Annotated in this window: 15 protein-coding genes and 1 tRNA gene; 8 read left to right on the forward strand and 8 right to left on the reverse strand. The window is 72.6% G+C overall.

From position 1 onward, the window contains the following. Window positions 1-3: 3 nt before the first annotated feature. Both ACIQK6_RS20020 and ACIQK6_RS20025 read right to left on the reverse strand, forming a co-directional pair. Window positions 4-2,166, reverse strand: coding sequence for a bifunctional serine/threonine-protein kinase/ABC transporter substrate-binding protein (locus tag ACIQK6_RS20020; RefSeq protein WP_402695191.1), 2,163 nt, complete (start codon window positions 2,164-2,166; stop codon window positions 4-6). Continuing rightward, the gene (locus ACIQK6_RS20025) at window positions 2,166-3,029 is read right to left on the reverse strand and encodes a hypothetical protein (protein ID WP_329095131.1); all 864 of its coding nucleotides are present in this window, start codon (window positions 3,027-3,029) and stop codon (window positions 2,166-2,168) included. Before ACIQK6_RS20025 ends, ACIQK6_RS20020 begins: the two co-directional genes overlap by 1 nt. Before the next feature lie 197 nt (window positions 3,030-3,226). Between ACIQK6_RS20025 and ACIQK6_RS20030 the strand changes: the two genes are divergently transcribed. Continuing rightward, a complete protein-coding gene (locus ACIQK6_RS20030; RefSeq protein ID WP_329095133.1) occupies window positions 3,227-3,961 on the forward strand; it encodes a beta-glucanase in 735 nt (244 codons plus the stop codon). Here the strand turns inward: ACIQK6_RS20030 and ACIQK6_RS20035 are convergent. The 4 genes from ACIQK6_RS20035 to ACIQK6_RS20050 form a co-directional block, all read right to left on the reverse strand. Further along, on the reverse strand, window positions 3,941-4,651 hold the full coding sequence (locus ACIQK6_RS20035) for a ribonuclease H (protein WP_329095135.1): 711 nt from the start codon (window positions 4,649-4,651) through the stop codon (window positions 3,941-3,943). The genes ACIQK6_RS20030 and ACIQK6_RS20035 overlap by 21 nt on opposite strands. A 39-nt stretch (window positions 4,652-4,690) precedes the next feature. Then, window positions 4,691-6,292, reverse strand: coding sequence for a histidine kinase (locus ACIQK6_RS20040; RefSeq protein WP_329095137.1), 1,602 nt, complete (start codon window positions 6,290-6,292; stop codon window positions 4,691-4,693). A gap of 105 nt (window positions 6,293-6,397) precedes the next feature. Beyond that, window positions 6,398-7,192, reverse strand: coding sequence for an ABC transporter permease (locus tag ACIQK6_RS20045; protein WP_329095139.1), 795 nt, complete (start codon window positions 7,190-7,192; stop codon window positions 6,398-6,400). A gap of 5 nt (window positions 7,193-7,197) precedes the next feature. Then, complete coding sequence (locus tag ACIQK6_RS20050) at window positions 7,198-8,142, reverse strand: ATP-binding cassette domain-containing protein (RefSeq protein ID WP_329095141.1); 945 nt, start codon at window positions 8,140-8,142, stop codon at window positions 7,198-7,200. 148 nt (window positions 8,143-8,290) lie between these two features. On the opposite strand from ACIQK6_RS20050, the gene ACIQK6_RS20055 reads away from it, so the two are divergent. Continuing rightward, window positions 8,291-8,962, forward strand: coding sequence for a response regulator transcription factor (locus ACIQK6_RS20055; RefSeq protein WP_329095143.1), 672 nt, complete (start codon window positions 8,291-8,293; stop codon window positions 8,960-8,962). Window positions 8,963-9,071: 109 nt separating this feature from the next. On the opposite strand, the gene ACIQK6_RS20060 is transcribed toward ACIQK6_RS20055, so the two are convergent. Beyond that, window positions 9,072-9,464 carry a MerR family transcriptional regulator gene (locus ACIQK6_RS20060; RefSeq protein ID WP_329095145.1) on the reverse strand — a complete coding sequence of 131 codons (393 nt, stop codon included), beginning with the start codon at window positions 9,462-9,464 and terminating at the stop codon, window positions 9,072-9,074. A 50-nt stretch (window positions 9,465-9,514) separates the two neighbouring features. Between ACIQK6_RS20060 and ACIQK6_RS20065 the strand changes: the two genes are divergently transcribed. Then, window positions 9,515-10,798 (forward strand): MFS transporter, encoded by a 1,284-nt coding sequence (locus tag ACIQK6_RS20065; protein WP_329095147.1) that lies wholly within the window; start codon window positions 9,515-9,517, stop codon window positions 10,796-10,798. Between the two features lie 580 nt (window positions 10,799-11,378). Here ACIQK6_RS20065 and ACIQK6_RS20070 read toward each other — a convergent pair. Then, window positions 11,379-11,582, reverse strand: a complete 204-nt coding sequence (locus ACIQK6_RS20070; RefSeq protein WP_030384970.1) for a cold-shock protein — start codon at window positions 11,580-11,582, stop codon at window positions 11,379-11,381. A 288-nt stretch (window positions 11,583-11,870) separates the two neighbouring features. Between ACIQK6_RS20070 and ACIQK6_RS20075 the strand changes: the two genes are divergently transcribed. From ACIQK6_RS20075 to ACIQK6_RS20095, 5 genes are all read left to right on the forward strand, one after another. Then, window positions 11,871-11,944: transfer RNA gene (locus ACIQK6_RS20075), tRNA-Met, on the forward strand. Window positions 11,945-12,297: 353 nt separating this feature from the next. Next, a complete protein-coding gene (locus tag ACIQK6_RS20080) occupies window positions 12,298-12,795 on the forward strand; it encodes a SigE family RNA polymerase sigma factor (RefSeq protein ID WP_329095149.1) in 498 nt (165 codons plus the stop codon). Further along, window positions 12,788-13,273 (forward strand): hypothetical protein, encoded by a 486-nt coding sequence (locus tag ACIQK6_RS20085; RefSeq protein ID WP_329095150.1) that lies wholly within the window; start codon window positions 12,788-12,790, stop codon window positions 13,271-13,273. Before ACIQK6_RS20080 ends, ACIQK6_RS20085 begins: the two co-directional genes overlap by 8 nt. 130 nt (window positions 13,274-13,403) lie before the next feature. Then, window positions 13,404-14,651 (forward strand): mannosyltransferase family protein, encoded by a 1,248-nt coding sequence (locus ACIQK6_RS20090; RefSeq protein WP_329095151.1) that lies wholly within the window; start codon window positions 13,404-13,406, stop codon window positions 14,649-14,651. A gap of 100 nt (window positions 14,652-14,751) precedes the next feature. After that, window positions 14,752-15,981 carry a serine hydrolase domain-containing protein gene (locus ACIQK6_RS20095; RefSeq protein ID WP_329095154.1) on the forward strand — a complete coding sequence of 410 codons (1,230 nt, stop codon included), beginning with the start codon at window positions 14,752-14,754 and terminating at the stop codon, window positions 15,979-15,981. The last annotated feature ends 53 nt before the right edge of the window (window positions 15,982-16,034 follow it).

The following is a 16,034-nucleotide window of genomic DNA, read 5'->3' on the forward strand; positions in this document are numbered from 1 at the left end:
GGGTTATCCCGGCGCGGGCTGGACGGCCGGGCCGACGTAGCGCATCCGGCCCCCTTCCACCTGGTGCGTGAAGTAGACGTTGCCCTTGACCTGGCGTCGCTCGTCAAAGGCGTATTCCTTGGTCAGGCCCCGGAAGGTGCCCTGGGTAAGCGCGGTGAGCAGCGCGGAACGGGTCGGGCGCGTGCCGCCCGCGGCGGCGGTGACCAGCCGGTCGATGATCAGTCGGGTGGCGTCGAAGGCTTCGGCGGTCCAGATGTCGGGGGCGGATCCGTACGCCGCCCGGTGCGCCCGGGTCACCTCCGCGACCTCGGGGGCCTCCGGGCCGGTGTACGGGGTGAAGAACTGCCAGCCTTCGGCCGCCCGGCCGGCGGCGCCGAGGAACTCGGGGCCGGCGATGGTGTAGTCGGCCGCCCGGGGACCCTTGAAACCGGCGGCGGCCAGCAGCCCGGCGACCTTGGCCCCGCCGGCCGGGGTGCCGGTGTAGAAGAAGCCGTCGATGCCGTGGGCGAGCAGATCGGTGACCACCGGGGCGAAATCGGTGACTCCGCGCGGCACGACGCGCCCGTAGTAGGTGGCCTCGGGTGCGAAGGCGCCGATGGTGCGGCTGATCAGTTGGACCGCCTGCAAGGTGTCCGTGTCCCCGGCGCGGTCGCTGAGGATGCCCATCCGCCGGACGCCCTGCCGGCCGGCGAGTTGCAAGTTGACGAAGGCGGCCTGGCCGGAGGAGATCGGGCAGCTCTGGAAGAAGCTGCGCCGGTCGGTGATGCTGAAAGTCGTCGCCAGGGCGGAGACGGTCACCAGGGGGACGGAGCTCTCGCCGTAGAGCTCCAGGCACGGGATCACGGAGTCGTTGCCGGTGGGGCCGACCACGGCGAACAGGTCACGGTTGGCGATGAGTCCGGTGGCGACGGCCGCCGAGCGGTCCGCCTTCCCGCCGTCGTCGGCGGTGGCGACGGTGAGCGTGAAGGGCTTTTCCTTCCGGGAGTTGAAGGCGTCGACGGCGAGCCGCACCCCGCGCTCCTGGGCCTGTCCGGCGGCCTTCTGCGGGCCGGAGAGGTCGGCGTGCACACCGATCACCCACTGCCGCGGGGCGTCCGCGGCCGGGGTGCCGGGCTCGTCCTGGTCGCGCAGCGCCAGCCAGGCGGCCAGGCCGCCGCCGGCCGCGAGGACGGCGCCGCCGGAGGCGAGGGCGAGGAACCGCCTGCGGGTGGGCGCCGGCGCGGCCGTGCCGGGCGCGGGGGCGGCGTCCGGGTCGGCGACGGTCTCGTCGATGCCGGGCAGGGCGAGCAGTGCGGCGGCTCGTTCGGCGATGGTGGCGACGACCGGGTCGGGCAGCCAGTCGGTGCCCTCCCCCGGGGTGTCCTCGGTCAGTGCAGCGTCCAGCTCGCGCGCGCCGGGGCGGATGTCGGGGTGTTTGGCGACGCAGGTGCGCAGCAGCGCGGTGAGTTCGGGGTCGGCGAGGACCTCGGGGCCGAAGTCGGGTTCGTCGTGGACCGTGCGGTAGAGCACCGCGTCCACGGTGCCGGTGCCGAAGGGCAGCCGTCCGGTGGCGGCGTACGCGAGGAGGCAGCCGAGCGAGAAGACGTCGCCGGCCGGTTCGGCGGGGCGGCCCTCGGCCTGCTCGGGCGGGAGGAAACCGGGGGTGCCGAGTACGGCGCCGGCGGAGGTCAGGGCGGTGTGCTCGCCGCCGCGGGCGATCCCGAAGTCGATCAGCCGGGGACGGTCCATGCCGAGGAGGACGTTCCCGGGCTTCACGTCGCGGTGTACGAGGCCCTGCTCGTGCATCACCGCGAGGGCCCGGGCCATGGCTTTGCCGAGGATCCGTACGGCGCGCAGCGGGAGCGGGCCGTGGGCCCCGACGGCCTCGGCGAGGGAGGGTCCGGCGACGAAGGAGGTGGCGAGCCAGGGTTCGGTGGCGTCCGGGTCGGCGCCGGTGATGCGGACGGCCCAGGGGCTGTCCACCTCGGCGGCGATCTCGGCCTCGCGCCGGAAGCGGGCCCGGAAGTCGGCTTCTTCGGCGTACTCCGCACGGATCACCTTGACCGCGGCGAGCGCGCCGTCGTCGGTCCGGCCGAGGTAGACGACGCCCATGCCGCCGGCGCCGAGGCGCCCGAGGAGCCGGTGGCCGCCGATCCGGGAGGGGTCAGAGGGATGGAGCGGCTCCATCAGCCCGCCGCCTTTCCGAGCTCCTGCTTGGCCAGGTACATCATCTGGCCGGTGCCCTTGGCCACGTAGGCGGTCAGGTCGCCGTCGGCGACGCCCTGCGCGCCCTTGGCGGCGATGGCCACGGTGACGGGTCCGTACTGGGCCTGGGACCAGGTGTAGGGGTAGGGGCCGCCGTCCTGCTCGCTGACGTACTTGCCGGTTTCGGTGAAGGCGTCCTCGGTCCATTCGTTCATCTGCTCGCCGAGGTAGAAGGCGCCGCCCCACAGATCCTTGAGGTCCTCGCCCTCACGCAGCTTCTGCTCCGGGCACCGCAGGACCTCTTCCATGGCGCGGGCGGTCTCCCAGCCGGATTCCTCGCGGTTGTGGTGAACGGTGACCGTGGCGTTGACCCGCACGCGGCCGCGGCCGTCCTTGGCCGGGACGTGGAAGTGGCGGGTGCTCGTGGCGAGCACGTCGTCCGGTAGGCCCTCGGTCTGCCAGACGCAGGCCTCGTCGAGCACGGGCCAGCGGCCGGGGCCGCTCTCGAACGGGGCGCTGCGCACCACCTCGGGCCCGAGGTCCTGTTCGGCGATGATGATCCGGGCGAGCAGGTCACGGGCCTCGGCGGCCGTCTTCGGCTGCTTGGACTCGTCGACCGGGGGCATCGGGATCCGGGCGGAGCTGCTCGGTCGGGCGGCCGGGGTGCTCGCGCCGGGGCTGCCCGTGCCCGACGGCGTGTCCGACGGCGCGGCCGACGTGCCCGGGGTGCCGCTCGCGGCACCGCCCTTCGACGTGCTGTCGGCCGTGCACCCTGCGATGAGGAAGAGTCCCGCCACCGCGCAGCCGCAGGCGCGCAGGACGGCCTTCCCTCTGCTCTCTCCCACCAGTCCCCCCACGGCACGGATCGTACCCCGCCGCGGTCCCGCCTAACTGGCTTATGAAAAACGGATGTTGGGGTCTCGTTTATCCCGTGGCTCCGGCCGGCATCCGGGCGGAGAAAACACAAACCGGTCCACCGGTATGTAACGCACCGCGACCGGGCATGCTGCAAGAGCGTCAATCCATGGGGAAGGAGCCGCTCATGCTCACTCAGGTTCTCTCTTGGCTCCGACGGCTCACAGGACGCTCCACCGGTACCCCTACCGATGGGGCCGCACCGCTGAGCGCCCGGGCCCCGGTCTTCACCGCGGACTTCAGGTCGACCACCCAGTGGGTCGCCGGCCGGTCCTGGGCGTATCCGAACGGTGGCCCCACCAACACCGGTGACAACAAACTCGACTACCTCGTGGCCGATCCCTCCTACAGCCGCACCGGCACCTTCCGGGCGACCCGCCGCCCGGACGGCAAGTGGAACGCGGGTCTGCTGACCACCGAGGGCAGCGACGAGGGGTTCATGGTGCGGACCGGTGACGTACTGGAGTCCCGGGTGCGGCTGCCCTCCGAGATCGGTGCCTGGCCTGCGATCTGGACCTGGCTGGACGGCGGCAACGAGATCGACGTCTTCGAGTACCACCCCGACAATCCCGACCTGCTCGAACTCTCCAACCACGTCAGGGGCGGCTCGCGCTACCACCGGGACTCCTCCATCGCCCCCGGCGGCTGGATCGACCTCAAGGTCGAGTTCGGGTCGCGCTCGGTCGTGTGGTGGGTCAACGGCACCCGGGTCTTCGCCGACCGCCGGGGAGTCGGGCGCAACTGGCGGGCGTACCTCATCGTCAACCTGTCCGTGTGCGCCGGGCGCTACCACCCGGCGCCCGCCCCGGGCGTGTCCCAGATGTCCTACGCGGTGGAGTACCTACGCGTCCACCGCCCCTAGCGAACCGCAGGCCTGGTGACCCCACCGGCTGCCGTTCTTGGTGATCATGTCGCCTGCCGCGTAGGGCTTTCCACAGGCGCAGCTACCGGGGAACTTCGCCTTGATGGCCCGGGATCCGCCGCCGCCCGTCGCGGTGCGCGCGGACGAACGCTTCCCCGGCGCGGCCGCCTTACGGCGCGCGGGGGAGGCCGCGGCCGGAGCGGGAACCGGCATCTGCGTGCTGCCGAGGGCGGTTCCGGCAGCCTCCTGCCTGACCGCCGCGTCGCTGGCGGCCTGGTCGGCGATCGCGTTCAGGTGGTCGCCGTCCTCGCGGTGCGCGGGAACGTACTGGAAGGTGACGTCACGGTCGGCCAGCAGCCGGTCGATCGCCTCGACCAGTTCCCGGTTGGCGACGGGCTGGCCGGAGGCGGTCTTCCACCCGTTGCGCTTCCAGCCCGGCAGCCACTGCGTCACGGCCTTCATCGCGTACTGGGAGTCCATCCGCACCTCGACGGGCGTCCCCGGGTCCACTGCCTCCAGCAGCCGCTGGAGGGCGGTCAGCTCCCCGATGTTGTTGGTGGCCCGTCCCAGCGGGCCGGCCTCCCAACGCTCCGGGCGCCCTTGGGCGTCGGCGATGACCCAACCCCAGCCGGCCGGACCGGGATTACCTTTGGCCGCTCCGTCACAGGCGGCGATGATGCGATCAGACATCCCCTGATCATGCCTCATCCGCCGGGGCTCCCCGATCGCTCAGCCGGGCAGCACGTCCTTGGCCACCAGCCGGGAGCCCGCGTAACACAGCCGGTAGACGTCGACCTGATCGAGGAGGTTGCCGTTCGAGCGGTAGTACGCGCACACGGTGCCGGGGGGTACGGGCAGCGCCCGCACGGCGTCCGGGACGTACCGGAACTGCTGCTCCGGAAGGAACCGGGCCACTTCTGCGACGTCCTGGCCGACCCGGACCTCGGCGAAGTCCGCGGGGCGCAGGACACAGGTGGTCAGCTGCTGGGCCAGGTAGGCGCAGGAGGCGAGGGTCACGAGGCCGAACCCCACGGGGGCGGCGAACGCGGCGACGAACCGGTACCGGGCGCCGCGCCGGGCGACGGCGAGCCGCCGCGCCGATGCGGAGCCGGCCTGCTCCCCGGGCTCCCCGGGCTCCCCGGTGCTTCTCCCCCGCCCCGGGCTCACCTGGTCCGGCAGCGTGGCGAGGACCTCGAAGCCGCCTTCCCTGGGTGCGGCGTGCAACGTTCCACCGATGAGCAGGACCCTTTCGCGCAGGCCGGTCAGGCCGCGGTGTCCCGGGTCCCGCCCCACGGCGCCCCCCGGGCCTGCGGCCGGTGAGCCGGCCCGCGGCGCGGAGTTGGTCACCCGTACCTCGGTCCGGTCCGTCTGCTGGGCGATGTTGACGTGGACCGTGCTGCCGGGCGCGTGCTTGATCGCGTTGGTCAGCGACTCCTGGACCACGCGGTACGCACTGCGGTCGACCAGGGGCGGCAGGGACCGCGGCGGACCTTCCCGCCGCAGGTGCACCATGACCCCGGACTCCCTGGTCCGGGCGACGAGTTCCTCCACCGGTTCCACGGACGAGGCCGTCGGCTCCGCACCGTCGGAGCCGTCCCGCAGCACCCCGACGGTGTCCCGGAGGTGACCCACGGCGTCGGAGACGGCAGCGCGCAGCACGGCCAGGTCCGCCCGGTCCTGGCCGGTCAGCGTGGGCGAGAGTTCCAGGGCCCCGGCGCGCAGGGCGATGAGGCTCAGTTCGTGGCCGAGCGAGTCGTGCATGTCCGAGGCGATCCGGGTGCGTTCGCGCAGCCGGGCCTGCTCGGCCACGGACCGCTGCCGCTGTTCGAGGCTGCGCGCCCGCTGCCAGCCCTCGTGCACCAGGGCCAGCCTGGCCCGCCGGTAGCGACCGGCCAGCCAGGGCAGGAGGAGGGCCGCGGGAATGAACGACATCGCGTAGAACCAGTACACGGCGCCGACGCCCAGGACGGCGCACAGTGCCAGGTCGATGGTCGTGCAGGCTCCGAACAGCACCAGAGCGGGCCCCGTACGGTCCACCCGCAGGCCGAGGAGGTACGCCAGTACGGCCAGCGCCGTCAGGTACGGACTCGCCGTCGTGGTCGGATCTGCCAGACCCGAGGCGACGACCGCGTTGGCGAGGAACACGGCCGCCCCGGGCCGGGTCCGGCCGGCGGGCACCGCCACCGCCAGGACCAGGAGCGGCAGGACCAGGCCGAAGACCGGCGAGGGATGATGGGCCGCTTCCCGGTGGGCGAGGACCGCGGCGCCCGCCATCACCGCCCACAGCGCTGCGTCCCGCACGGCCGGCCCCCGCCCCGCGGCCGTCGACACGGCCCCCCGCATCCTCACACCCACCCCCGCCACTCCCCTCTCATCGGTCCCGCTGCTCCGGTCCGCCCCGGTTACCGCCCCGGTCACCGGCCGAGGCCAACCCTGTCACCCGTCGCGCCGCCGCAGTACGAACCGTCCGGTCACGTGGGCGGCGGCCGTCCAGGCGAGCACGATCAGGATCGCGACCACGGGCGGGTAGGGGGCGTCGCCGTCCGCGAGCATGAAGTGGCCGCCCGCGGTCTGCGGGAGGACGTCGTTCACCGCCAGGAGGACGGAGCCACCCAGTCCGGTACAGATGGTGGGGAGGGCGGAGACGAGCCCGAAGACAGCGGCCAGCGTGCCGACCGCGGTCCGCAGGGCGAACGCCACCCCCACCGTGAGCACGGCGACCAGGGCGCAGTACAGGCCCATCGCCAGGGTCTGGGCGACCGCCTTGCCCGGATCGAAGGACGCGTGGCCGCGGAAGGGCGCCCGGGCCACGGCCATGCCGAGGACGGCGAACAGGCATCCGGCGGTGAACGACACCGCCGCGGCGACGACCGCCTTGGCCAGTTGCAGGCGGTGTCTGACCGGCACCCACTGGAGCGAGGTGCGGACGCTGCCCGTCGCGTACTCGCTGGTGACCACGGTCATCGCGAGCACGACGATGACGAACTGACCGAGGATGACGGAGGAGACCGGGGCGTTGCCGAGCGGCTGGACGGGCTTGTCGTTGATCCGGGCGATGGAGCCGTAGTAGAAGGTGAAGACTCCCGTCAGCAGGATGCCGACGAGTAGGGAGACGTACGGCGTGCGGATGGACCACAGTTTGGTCCATTCCGCGCCGACCGCACCGGCGAAGCCGCCGCCCGCGGGAGCCGGGGCGGCGCGGCGCGCCGGGTCCGTCCTGGTGTCGGTCATCGGGGTCACACCTTCGCCGTTCGGGTCGCGTACTCGACGCTCTGTTCGGTCAGTTCCATGTAGGCCTGTTCCAAGGAGGCCGAGACGCTGTGCAGTTGGTGGAGAGGGATGCCGAGGCGGTGGGCGAGATCGCCGATCTCCCCGGCGGTCCTGCCCCTGACGACGATCTCGTTCCCCGCGCCGCCGCCGGGCGAGGGGGCGGGTTCGGCGGACACCCCGTCGTGGGCGAGCAGGCGGTCGGTCAGGGCGCGCAGGTCGTCGGGGCCGGCGGTGCGCACCCGTACCGATGCCGAGGCGCTCGCGGCGAGCAGCTCGGCCATGGGGGTGTCGGCCAACAGCCGGCCCCGGCCGATGACGACGAGCCGATCGGCCGTCAGCTGCATCTCGCTCATCAGGTGGCTGGAGAGGAAGACCGTACGGCCCTGCGCGGCCTGGGCACGGACGAGCTCGCGCACCCAGCGCACGCCGTCCGGGTCGAGGCCGTTGACCGGCTCGTCGAGGATGAGCACCTTCGGATCCCCAAGGAGGGCGCCCGCGATCCCGAGCCGCTGGTACATGCCCAGGGAGAACGCCCCGGCCCGTCGGCGCGCCACCGTGGCCAGGCCCACCGTCTCCAGGACCTCGTCGACCCGGCGCACGGGGATGCCGTTGCTGCGGGCCTGTGCGATCAGGTGGCTGCGCGCCGGACGGCCCGGGTGCAGGGCCTTCGCGTCGAGGAGGGATCCGACCTCGCGGAGCGGGTGGCGCAGCGACGCGTAGGGCTTCCCGTCGATGAGCGCGTGGCCGGCGGTGGGCCGGTCCAGGCCGAGGATCATCCGCATCGTGGTCGATTTCCCCGCGCCGTTGGGGCCGAGGAAGCCGGTCACCAGGCCCTCCTCGACGTCCAGGGTCAATCCGTCCACGGCGACGGTGTCGCCGTGGCGTTTGGTCAGGCCTCGTAGGGTTATCACGGTTTCCTTCCGGTGTCGTCGGTGCTGTGACGACCGTAAGAACCAGCAGGGCCGGCAGGCATCGCCCGCAGGTCGGCGATGGATCCCCGCCTTTCGTCAGGGGTCCCCGACGAACGGCCCGACCGCGGACCGGCGTTAGACTGCACCGGTGGTCGAGGTGCTGCTGGCGGACGACGAGGCGATGGTCCGGGCGGGCGTGCGCGCCATCCTGGCGCGGGATCCGGAGATCGAGGTCGTCGCCGAGGCGGCCGACGGGTACGAGGCCCTCGACGCCGTGCGCGCGCTCCGGCCCGCCGTCGCGCTGCTCGACATCCAGATGCCCCGGCTCGACGGGATCGCGGCGGCCGCACGGATCCACCGGGAGCTGCCCGACACTGCGGTGATCATGTTGACCACCTTCGGCGAGGACGAGTTCATCGGCCGCGCCCTGCGTGAGGGTGCCAGTGGGTTCCTGCTCAAAGCGGACGACCCCCGGGAACTGCTGGCGGGCGTGCACGCGGTGGCCGCGGGCGGCGCGTACCTCTCGCCGAAGGTCGCCGCCCGGGTCGTCGCCGGACTGCGCAGCGGGCGGATGGTGGGCGGCGGGCCCGCGCGGAACGCCGTGGAGGGGCTGACGGAACGGGAGAACGACGTCCTGGCGCTGCTCGGCACCGGTCTGTCCAACGCCGAGATCGCCGCTCGCCTCCTGCTGGTCGAGGGCACGGTGAAGGCACACGTGAGCGCGATCCTGGGCAAGCTCGGGGTACGGAACCGGGTGGAGGCTGCGATCGCCGCGTACGAGGCCGGGCTGGCCGAACGGGACCGTCGAGCGGGTCCTTGAGGAGGCCTCGATCGAGCCTTGGGCGGGCCTTGAGCAGGCTTCGAACGGGCCTTGAACGGGCCTTGAACGGCTTGATGGGGCCTTGAGCAGCATCGGCCGACCGCACCGATCAAGAGCCGGGGCCTTCGGCGGAGAGCAGCGCACACTTCTCGAAGTTCATGCATCCGCAGGCCAGGCAGTCGGCGACGGCGTCCCGCAGGATCTGCGTCTGCTCGATGAACCGGTCCAGTTCGGGGAGCTTGCTCTCGGCGAGGGCGCGCCACTGCCGGGTGGCACCGCGCTCGGCGTCGCCGTCGAGCAGGTCGCGGATCTCGGCGAGGGTGAATCCGGCCCGTTGGGCCATCTTGATCAGGGCGAGCCGCCGCACGGTGCCGGCCGGGTAGACGCGCCGGCCCGCGGCCCGTTCGGCGGGCGGCAGCAGACCGACGCTCTCGTAGTAGCGCAGCGCCGAGGGTCTCATCCCCACCTGCCGAGCGAGCTCACCGATCCCGAGCTGTCGCACCCGTCACTCCCCCTTGACTTCAAGTGCGCTTGAACCATGAGTCTGACCTGGTGACTCCCGTACAGACAACTCGCCTCCTCCCCCGGCCCTACCGGCCGCTGTTCGCCCATGCCGACTTCCGGCGGCTGCTGCCCGCTCTGGCGGCCTCCGATCTCGGTGACGGAATGAGCGTGGTCGCCGTGGCATGGCTGGCCATCGAGATCGCTCCGCCGGGGCGGTCCGGGATGCTCCTGGGGGCCGCACTCGCCGCGTACGCGCTTCCGGGGGCGGCCGGAGCACTGCTCTTCGGGCGGTGGCTGCGCCGGCTTCCCGCCGGGCGGCTGCTGGTGGCCGACAGCCGGATCCGCGCGGTGCTCCTCGGCTGTGTGCCGCTGGCCTGGGTCGCGGGGGTGCTGCACCCGGTGCTGTACGTGGCCCTGCTCGCGGGCTCGTCCGTCCTGCACGCCTGGGGGAACGCGGGCAGGTACTCCCTGATAGCCCAGATCCTTCCGCCCGATCAGCGGCTGGCCGCCAACGCGCTGGTCAGTTCCAGTGCCTCGGCCTCCATCGTCGTCGGCCCCGCGCTCGCCGGGTTCCTGGCGACGGTGATCAGCCCCGCCTTGCTCATCGGCCTCGACGCACTGTCCTTCGCCGTGCTCGCCGTCCAGGTCGGGCGACTGCGGGGTGCGGCGGCCGGGCAGGACGGGAAGGGGGCGACGGCCGCAACGGCCGCGCCCGTCGACGCCGACCGGTCGGCGGCCGGCCTGCGCCTGCTGCGCAAGCAGCCCGAGCTCCTCGGCGTCCTGGCCCTGACCTGGTTCTTCAACTTCCTCTACGGGCCGGCGGAGGTCGCGCTCCCATTGCACGTCACCGACGACCTGCACGCCGGGGCGGGCCTGCTCGGGCTGTACTGGACGCTGTTCGGCGCGGGCGCCGTGCTGGGTGGCCTGACCGCGGGCGTACTGCGCCGGTTCCCGCTCTGGCCGGTCACCCTGGGGATCGTCGCGGGCTGGGGGCTGGCGCTCGTACCCTTCGGCCTCGGCGCGCCGGTGGCTGTCACCCTCGCCTGCTTCACCCTCGGCGGCCTGATCTACGGACCGTTCACGGCGTTGTCCTACACCCTCTTCCAGGAACGCACCCCGCCCGCCTCGCTCACCACGGTCCTCGCCGCCCGCAGCGCCGCCCTGCTGACCGCCGGGCCGGTGGGCACCGCGCTCGGCGGCCCGCTGATCGCGCTCCTCGGGCCCCGGCAGGTGCTGGCCGCGTCGGGGATCGCGACCGTGGCGCTCGCCGTGATCGGGGCCGCCGTTCGGCTGCGGGGAGTACGTCGCGCCAGGACCCCTTCGCTCCTGTGACGACCGATCGGATCTCGTCCGCCAGCGTCCGGGCGGCCGTATCGGCCGCGCCGCCCACCAGGCGGGTCCGGGTGAGCCTGAAGGCCGGGCCAGGCCGCGGGCGCGGTCGGCGAAGGCGATGCTGCCGCCGCTTCCGTGGTGGCCGAAAGCCGTGCGTTCACCTGCCGGCCGTCCGGGGCAGGCCGACGAAGTGGCGCACGGTCTGGCCGAGGATCCAGCCGAAGGTCCAGCCACGTGGTGCCCGCTGGCGGAGCCCGGTTCCCACAGGGGCTCCGCGGGCGCGACGACCGCGCACACGGTGTCCCAGTCGATCGGCTCGCCGACCGGATGCCGCCACCTGGAGGCCACTCTCCCGACCGGAGTCGACGAGTTCCTGGAGCATTCCGCCGACCCGTGCCTGCACAACCGTGCTCAGCCTGTGGCCCACCCGGGCATGGCAGCGTGCGGAGCCGGGAGACGGATCAGGGCCGTGCGGCGGCGCCGCACGGCCCTGATCTTTCCCACGGCCCGTTCAGCGAACGGGCGGGACGGGGAAACGGTTCTCCGGAGCCCGGTGGTCACACCGGGCCGTCGTCCGGGACTAGGCGGGGGTGATGTTCTCCGCCTGCGGGCCCTTCTGACCCTGCGTGATGTCGAAGGTCACGGCCTGACCCTCCTGCAGCTCACGGTAGCCAGAGGCGTTGATCGCCGAGTAGTGGGCGAAGACGTCCGGGCCGCCACCGTCCTGGGCGATGAAGCCGAAGCCCTTTTCCGAGTTGAACCACTTCACAGTTCCCGTAGCCATGTTCATGCCTTCCCGTTGACGTACGTCTTCCACACGGCGTGGAAGACGGAGGTGATCGCCCTGGTCCTACGGCACAACACAGCAAAACTGCCCACACCAAAAGGCACGGGCAAGGCACTTGGAACCACGACAGCTACCCGTGAAGGTACACGCCTGCACGCACTGTCACCAGGGGGAATGATTTCGCCTTCAGGATGAGATTCAGCCCTTTCGCCCACACTCCGGACACGACCGCCCGTAAACGCGTCCAAGACCGCCCCCGAGATGCCGTAAGGTGAGGTCCACCGACGCGGGGTGGAGCAGCTCGGTAGCTCGCTGGGCTCATAACCCAGAGGTCGCAGGTTCAAATCCTGTCCCCGCTACTGATCAGAAGGGCCCGGATCCTCATGGATCCGGGCCCTTCTGCCGTGCCGGGCCCTTCTCCCCCGCACAGCACGGCGCATCGGCCGGCGTCGGGTCCGGGCGCGGGCGCGGGTCCCGATCCGGTTCCTTCCGCCGTCCGCTCCCCCGGACCGGTGCCGGCCCGGAGCCTGGCTCCACGTCACCCGGTGGCCCGTGGCGCCGCCGCCCCGCCGCGCCGTGGCCGCCGCGACGATGGGTACCCGACCCGCCGTGTGACGGCACTCACACAACGATCTGTCGTCCGGTGTCGACCGGATGGGGCGCGGCGTGCGTATGCCCGGTGAGAGGGACACATGGATTCGGGAGCGATTTTTTGACCATCGAGGAGTTCGAGGAGTTCTACGCGCAAGCGGCAGGACGGCTCACAGGACAGCTCTACGTGATGCTCGGCGACCACCACGAGGCACAGGACGTGGTGCAGGAAGCCTTCGTCAGAGGGTGGAGCCGCCGGCGTCAGCTGGACCGCGACGGCCGGCCCGAGGCGTGGATCCGCACTGTCGCGTGGCGACTCGCCGTCAGCCGCTGGCGCGGGCGGCGGCGCACCGCCGACGCCTGGCAGCGCACCGCCCCCGCCGCTCATGTGGACGGACCGGGGCCGGAGGCGGTGGCGCTGGTCGAGGCGCTGCGGCAACTGCCCCTGAAACAGCGCCGGACCATGGCGCTGCACTACGTGTGCGACCTGAGCGTCGAGCAGATCGCCGCCGAGACCTCGCTGTCCACCAGCACGGTCAAGACCCACCTGTCCCGGGGCAGGGTCGCGCTCTCCCGTCATCTGCAGGACCCCCGCATTGAGGAGGCTCCCGATGCCTGACTCCCACGACCCGCTGCGGTCCCTGTTCCGGGCAGCGGCCTCCGCCGGACAGTCCGCGAGCACGGCCCCGCCCGTCGCCGTCATCGAGCGGCGCGGCGAACGGCACCGCCGGCGCCGGATCGTCGGTATCGCCGCCGCCTGCCTCCTCGTCCTCGCCGGATCCGGTGCGGCCCTGTCCGTGTTCCTTCCGGGGGACCCGGGCCCGAACCTCCCCGCGACCACCCCCTCTCCCGCGGCCCCGTCCCCGACGTCCGCACCGCCCCCGCCGTCCAACTCCATGACGCCGACGCTCAACTCCACGACGCCGCCGTCCAACTCCATGACGCCGAGCCTGAATTCCATGACGCCGCCGCGCAGCACCACGCCGCCGCCGCTCAACAGCGTGCTGCCGTCGAGCAGCTCGACAGCGCCGCCGGTCGGTTCCACCGCGACCACGCGTCCGACCACGTCGGCCACGCCGCCCCAGTCGCCCCGGTAGTCCCCGCTTCCCGCCCCCTCCCTTCCCTCCTTCTTCTGCACCCCTCTCCCCGCAGCACACCGTCAGCGGACACCGGCCTGAACCAGGGCCGGTGGATCCGCACACCCTCAAACGGCCAGGAGATCCCGAGATGTCCGTTTCCGCCCCCCGTCGGCCGGCCGAGCTGCCCGGCTCGCCCACCGCCTGGCCCCCCGTACGCGAGACCGATCGCCGCCTCCGTCTCCTGCGCCGCGCCCGTCCTGCGTTCCTGCGGCTCGGCCCGGGTGAACGCGAGGTGGTGTGGCTGTACCTGCTGACCCGCGTCGGCATCTGGGCCACCGCGGGTGCCGTCAGCTGGCTGTTCCCGGCCGACGGCCAGGCCCGGCGGCCCGCCTCGGTCTTCTCGCCCTGGCAGCAATGGGACTGGTGGTTCTACCTCCACATAGCCCAGGACGGCTACTTCCCCGGCCAGGCGGGACCCTGGACGGCCGGCTGGGACAACCGGGAGGCCTTCCTGCCCGGTTTCCCCCTCACCCTGCGCGTCGTCCACACCGTGGTCCCCGACTGGGCCGCTGCCGGGGTACTGATCTCGTTCCTCTCGGGAGGCGTCGCCGTCCTGGCCCTCGCCCGGATCGCCCGCCATCACCTGGCCGACCTCGAAACGGGCCGCCGTGCGGTGGCCTTCCTGCTGCTCTCGCCGTGCGCCGTGTTCCTGGCCGCGGGTTACACCGAGGCGCTCTTCCTCGCCCTGGCCCTGCCCGCCTGGCTGGCGGCGCAGCGCCAGAACTGGCCCGCGGCCGCGGCACTGGCCTGCCTCGCCTGCTCGGTCCGCGTCACGGGCCTGTTCCTCGCGGCCGCCCTCGCCCTGCACTTCGTCCTCACCGCCCGCGGCCGTACCGCCTGGCGCTCGGCCCCGTGGCTCCTCCTGCCGGCCCTCGCCCCGGCCCTCTACAGCTGGTACCTGCACAGCTGGACCGGGGACTGGATGGCCTGGAAGCACTCCCAGGAGCGCGGCTGGTACCGGGACTTCCACGCACCGTGGGAGGCCTGGGCGAACACCTGGGAGGCCGCCTTCCACCACGTCCAGCCCACCGGGTACGCGTTCATGTGGCAGGCCGAACTCCTCGCGATGGTGGTCGGCGTCGTGCTCCTGGCCCTGCTGGTGCGGGGCCGCCGCTGGCCCGAGGCCCTGTACATCGGCCTCACCCTGTGGGCCCTGGGCACCTCCTACTGGTACACGTCCGTGCCCCGCTCCACCCTCCTGTGGTGGCCGCTGTGGATCGGCCTGGCCTCGTGGAGCCTGAAGCGCCCCCGGATCCAGACCGCCTACCTCTACGTCGTGACTCCCCTCTCCACCGTGGTCGCCATCACCTTCCTGACGGGCCGCTGGGCCGGCTAGTGCTGTGGCCGAGGTGGCGTCGACTGGCCGGTCGCGCACGGTGGGCGTTCCATCGAAGGGTGGGCCTCGTCCCCAGGGGCCCTTCGCGGAGGAGGTCGCCGTGACCGGAGTGAGCACCGCGCACCCGGGCCGGGCCCGGACGGCGCTGCTGTGCGCCACCGCCCTGCTCGGCACGGCCTTGCCGGCCGGTGGCGCGTGGGCGGCGACCGGGGCGGGGGCCGCGACCACGTCGTGCGTGGCGTCCACCGAGCCCTCGGGGGGCGAGGCGAAGCAGATCCTGGACATCGCCAGGGCCGCGCAGAAGGAGCTGGACCTGAACGCGGTCGTCCTGCGGGTCACGCGCGACGGGCGGGAGATCGTCACCGGAGCCCTCGGCGAGTCGATGACGGGGGTCCCGGCCACGGCGGACATGCACTTCCGGGCCGGTTCGGTGGCCATCGTCTACATGGGCATCGCCATGCTGCAACTCGTCGAGGACGGCAAGGCCGGCCTCGACGACCCGGTCTCGCGCTGGCTCCCGGACGCGCCGCACGCCGACGAGATCACCTTGCGCATGCTCGGCGCCTCCACCTCGGGCCTGCGCGACTACGTGCCGGACCCGAAGTTCCTCGCGGCCCTGTACGCCGATCCGTTCCGCCAGTGGACCCCCGACGAACTCGTGGGCATCTCCGCCGCCCACCCGCTGCTCTACGAGCCGGGGACGAGCTGGAGCTACTCCCACGCGAACTTCGTGCTCCTCGGGCAGGCCCTGGAGAAGATCTCCGGCATGCCGCTGGCCAAGGTGATGGAGCAGCAGATCACCGGGCCCGCCGGGCTAGACAACACCCGCAACAGCTTCACGCCCCAGATCGAGGAGCCCGTCCTGCACTCGTTCGACGCGGAGCGCGGCAAGTACGAGGAGTCCACCTACTGGAACCCTTCCTGGACCACCGCCCCCGGCGCGGTCCTGAACACACACATCTGCGACCTGGCCCGCTCGGCCGAGGTCGTGGGTACGGGTGAGCTCCTATCGCCGCAGAGCTTCAAGGTCCAGCTGGACCCGGGCACGGTGGGCCTCGGCGGCAACACCCCCGGCTGCGCGCCCAAGGACTGCTTCCGCCAGCTTCCGGCCCGGCACTTCGGCTACGGCGTGATCGTCCAGAACGGCTGGATCCAGTCGAACCCGTCCTTCGCGGGTTACGCCGCGATCCAGGCGTACCTCCCGAGCGAGCGCCTGGCCATCGCGGTGTCCACCACGGTCGGTCCCAAGAGCCCCGAGAACAACACGGCGCAGACCATCGCCGGCCGGATCGCCGCCGTCCTGGCCCCCGAGAACTCCCTGGCGGGATAACGGCGTCGCCCGCCGCACGGACCCGCCCGACCCGCGCCCGGTCAGGCGCCCGG

Origin of the sequence: Streptomyces sp. NPDC091682, assembly GCF_044756625.1 — a bacterium.
In the GTDB taxonomy this organism is placed as follows: Bacteria; Actinomycetota; Actinomycetes; order Streptomycetales; family Streptomycetaceae; genus Streptomyces.

Coding starts and splice junctions, on each gene's coding strand:
- ACIQK6_RS20090 (WP_329095151.1), top strand. CDS start 13,404: ATGTCCGTTTCCGCCCCCCGTCGGCCGGCCGAGCTGCCCGGCTCGCCC.
- ACIQK6_RS20085 (WP_329095150.1), top strand. CDS start 12,788: ATGCCTGACTCCCACGACCCGCTGCGGTCCCTGTTCCGGGCAGCGGCC.
- ACIQK6_RS20030 (WP_329095133.1), top strand. CDS start 3,227: ATGCTCACTCAGGTTCTCTCTTGGCTCCGACGGCTCACAGGACGCTCC.
- ACIQK6_RS20045 (WP_329095139.1), bottom strand. CDS start 7,192: ATGACCGACACCAGGACGGACCCGGCGCGCCGCGCCGCCCCGGCTCCC.
- ACIQK6_RS20070 (WP_030384970.1), bottom strand. CDS start 11,582: ATGGCTACGGGAACTGTGAAGTGGTTCAACTCGGAAAAGGGCTTCGGC.
- ACIQK6_RS20035 (WP_329095135.1), bottom strand. CDS start 4,651: ATGTCTGATCGCATCATCGCCGCCTGTGACGGAGCGGCCAAAGGTAAT.
- ACIQK6_RS20020 (WP_402695191.1), bottom strand. CDS start 2,166: ATGGAGCCGCTCCATCCCTCTGACCCCTCCCGGATCGGCGGCCACCGG.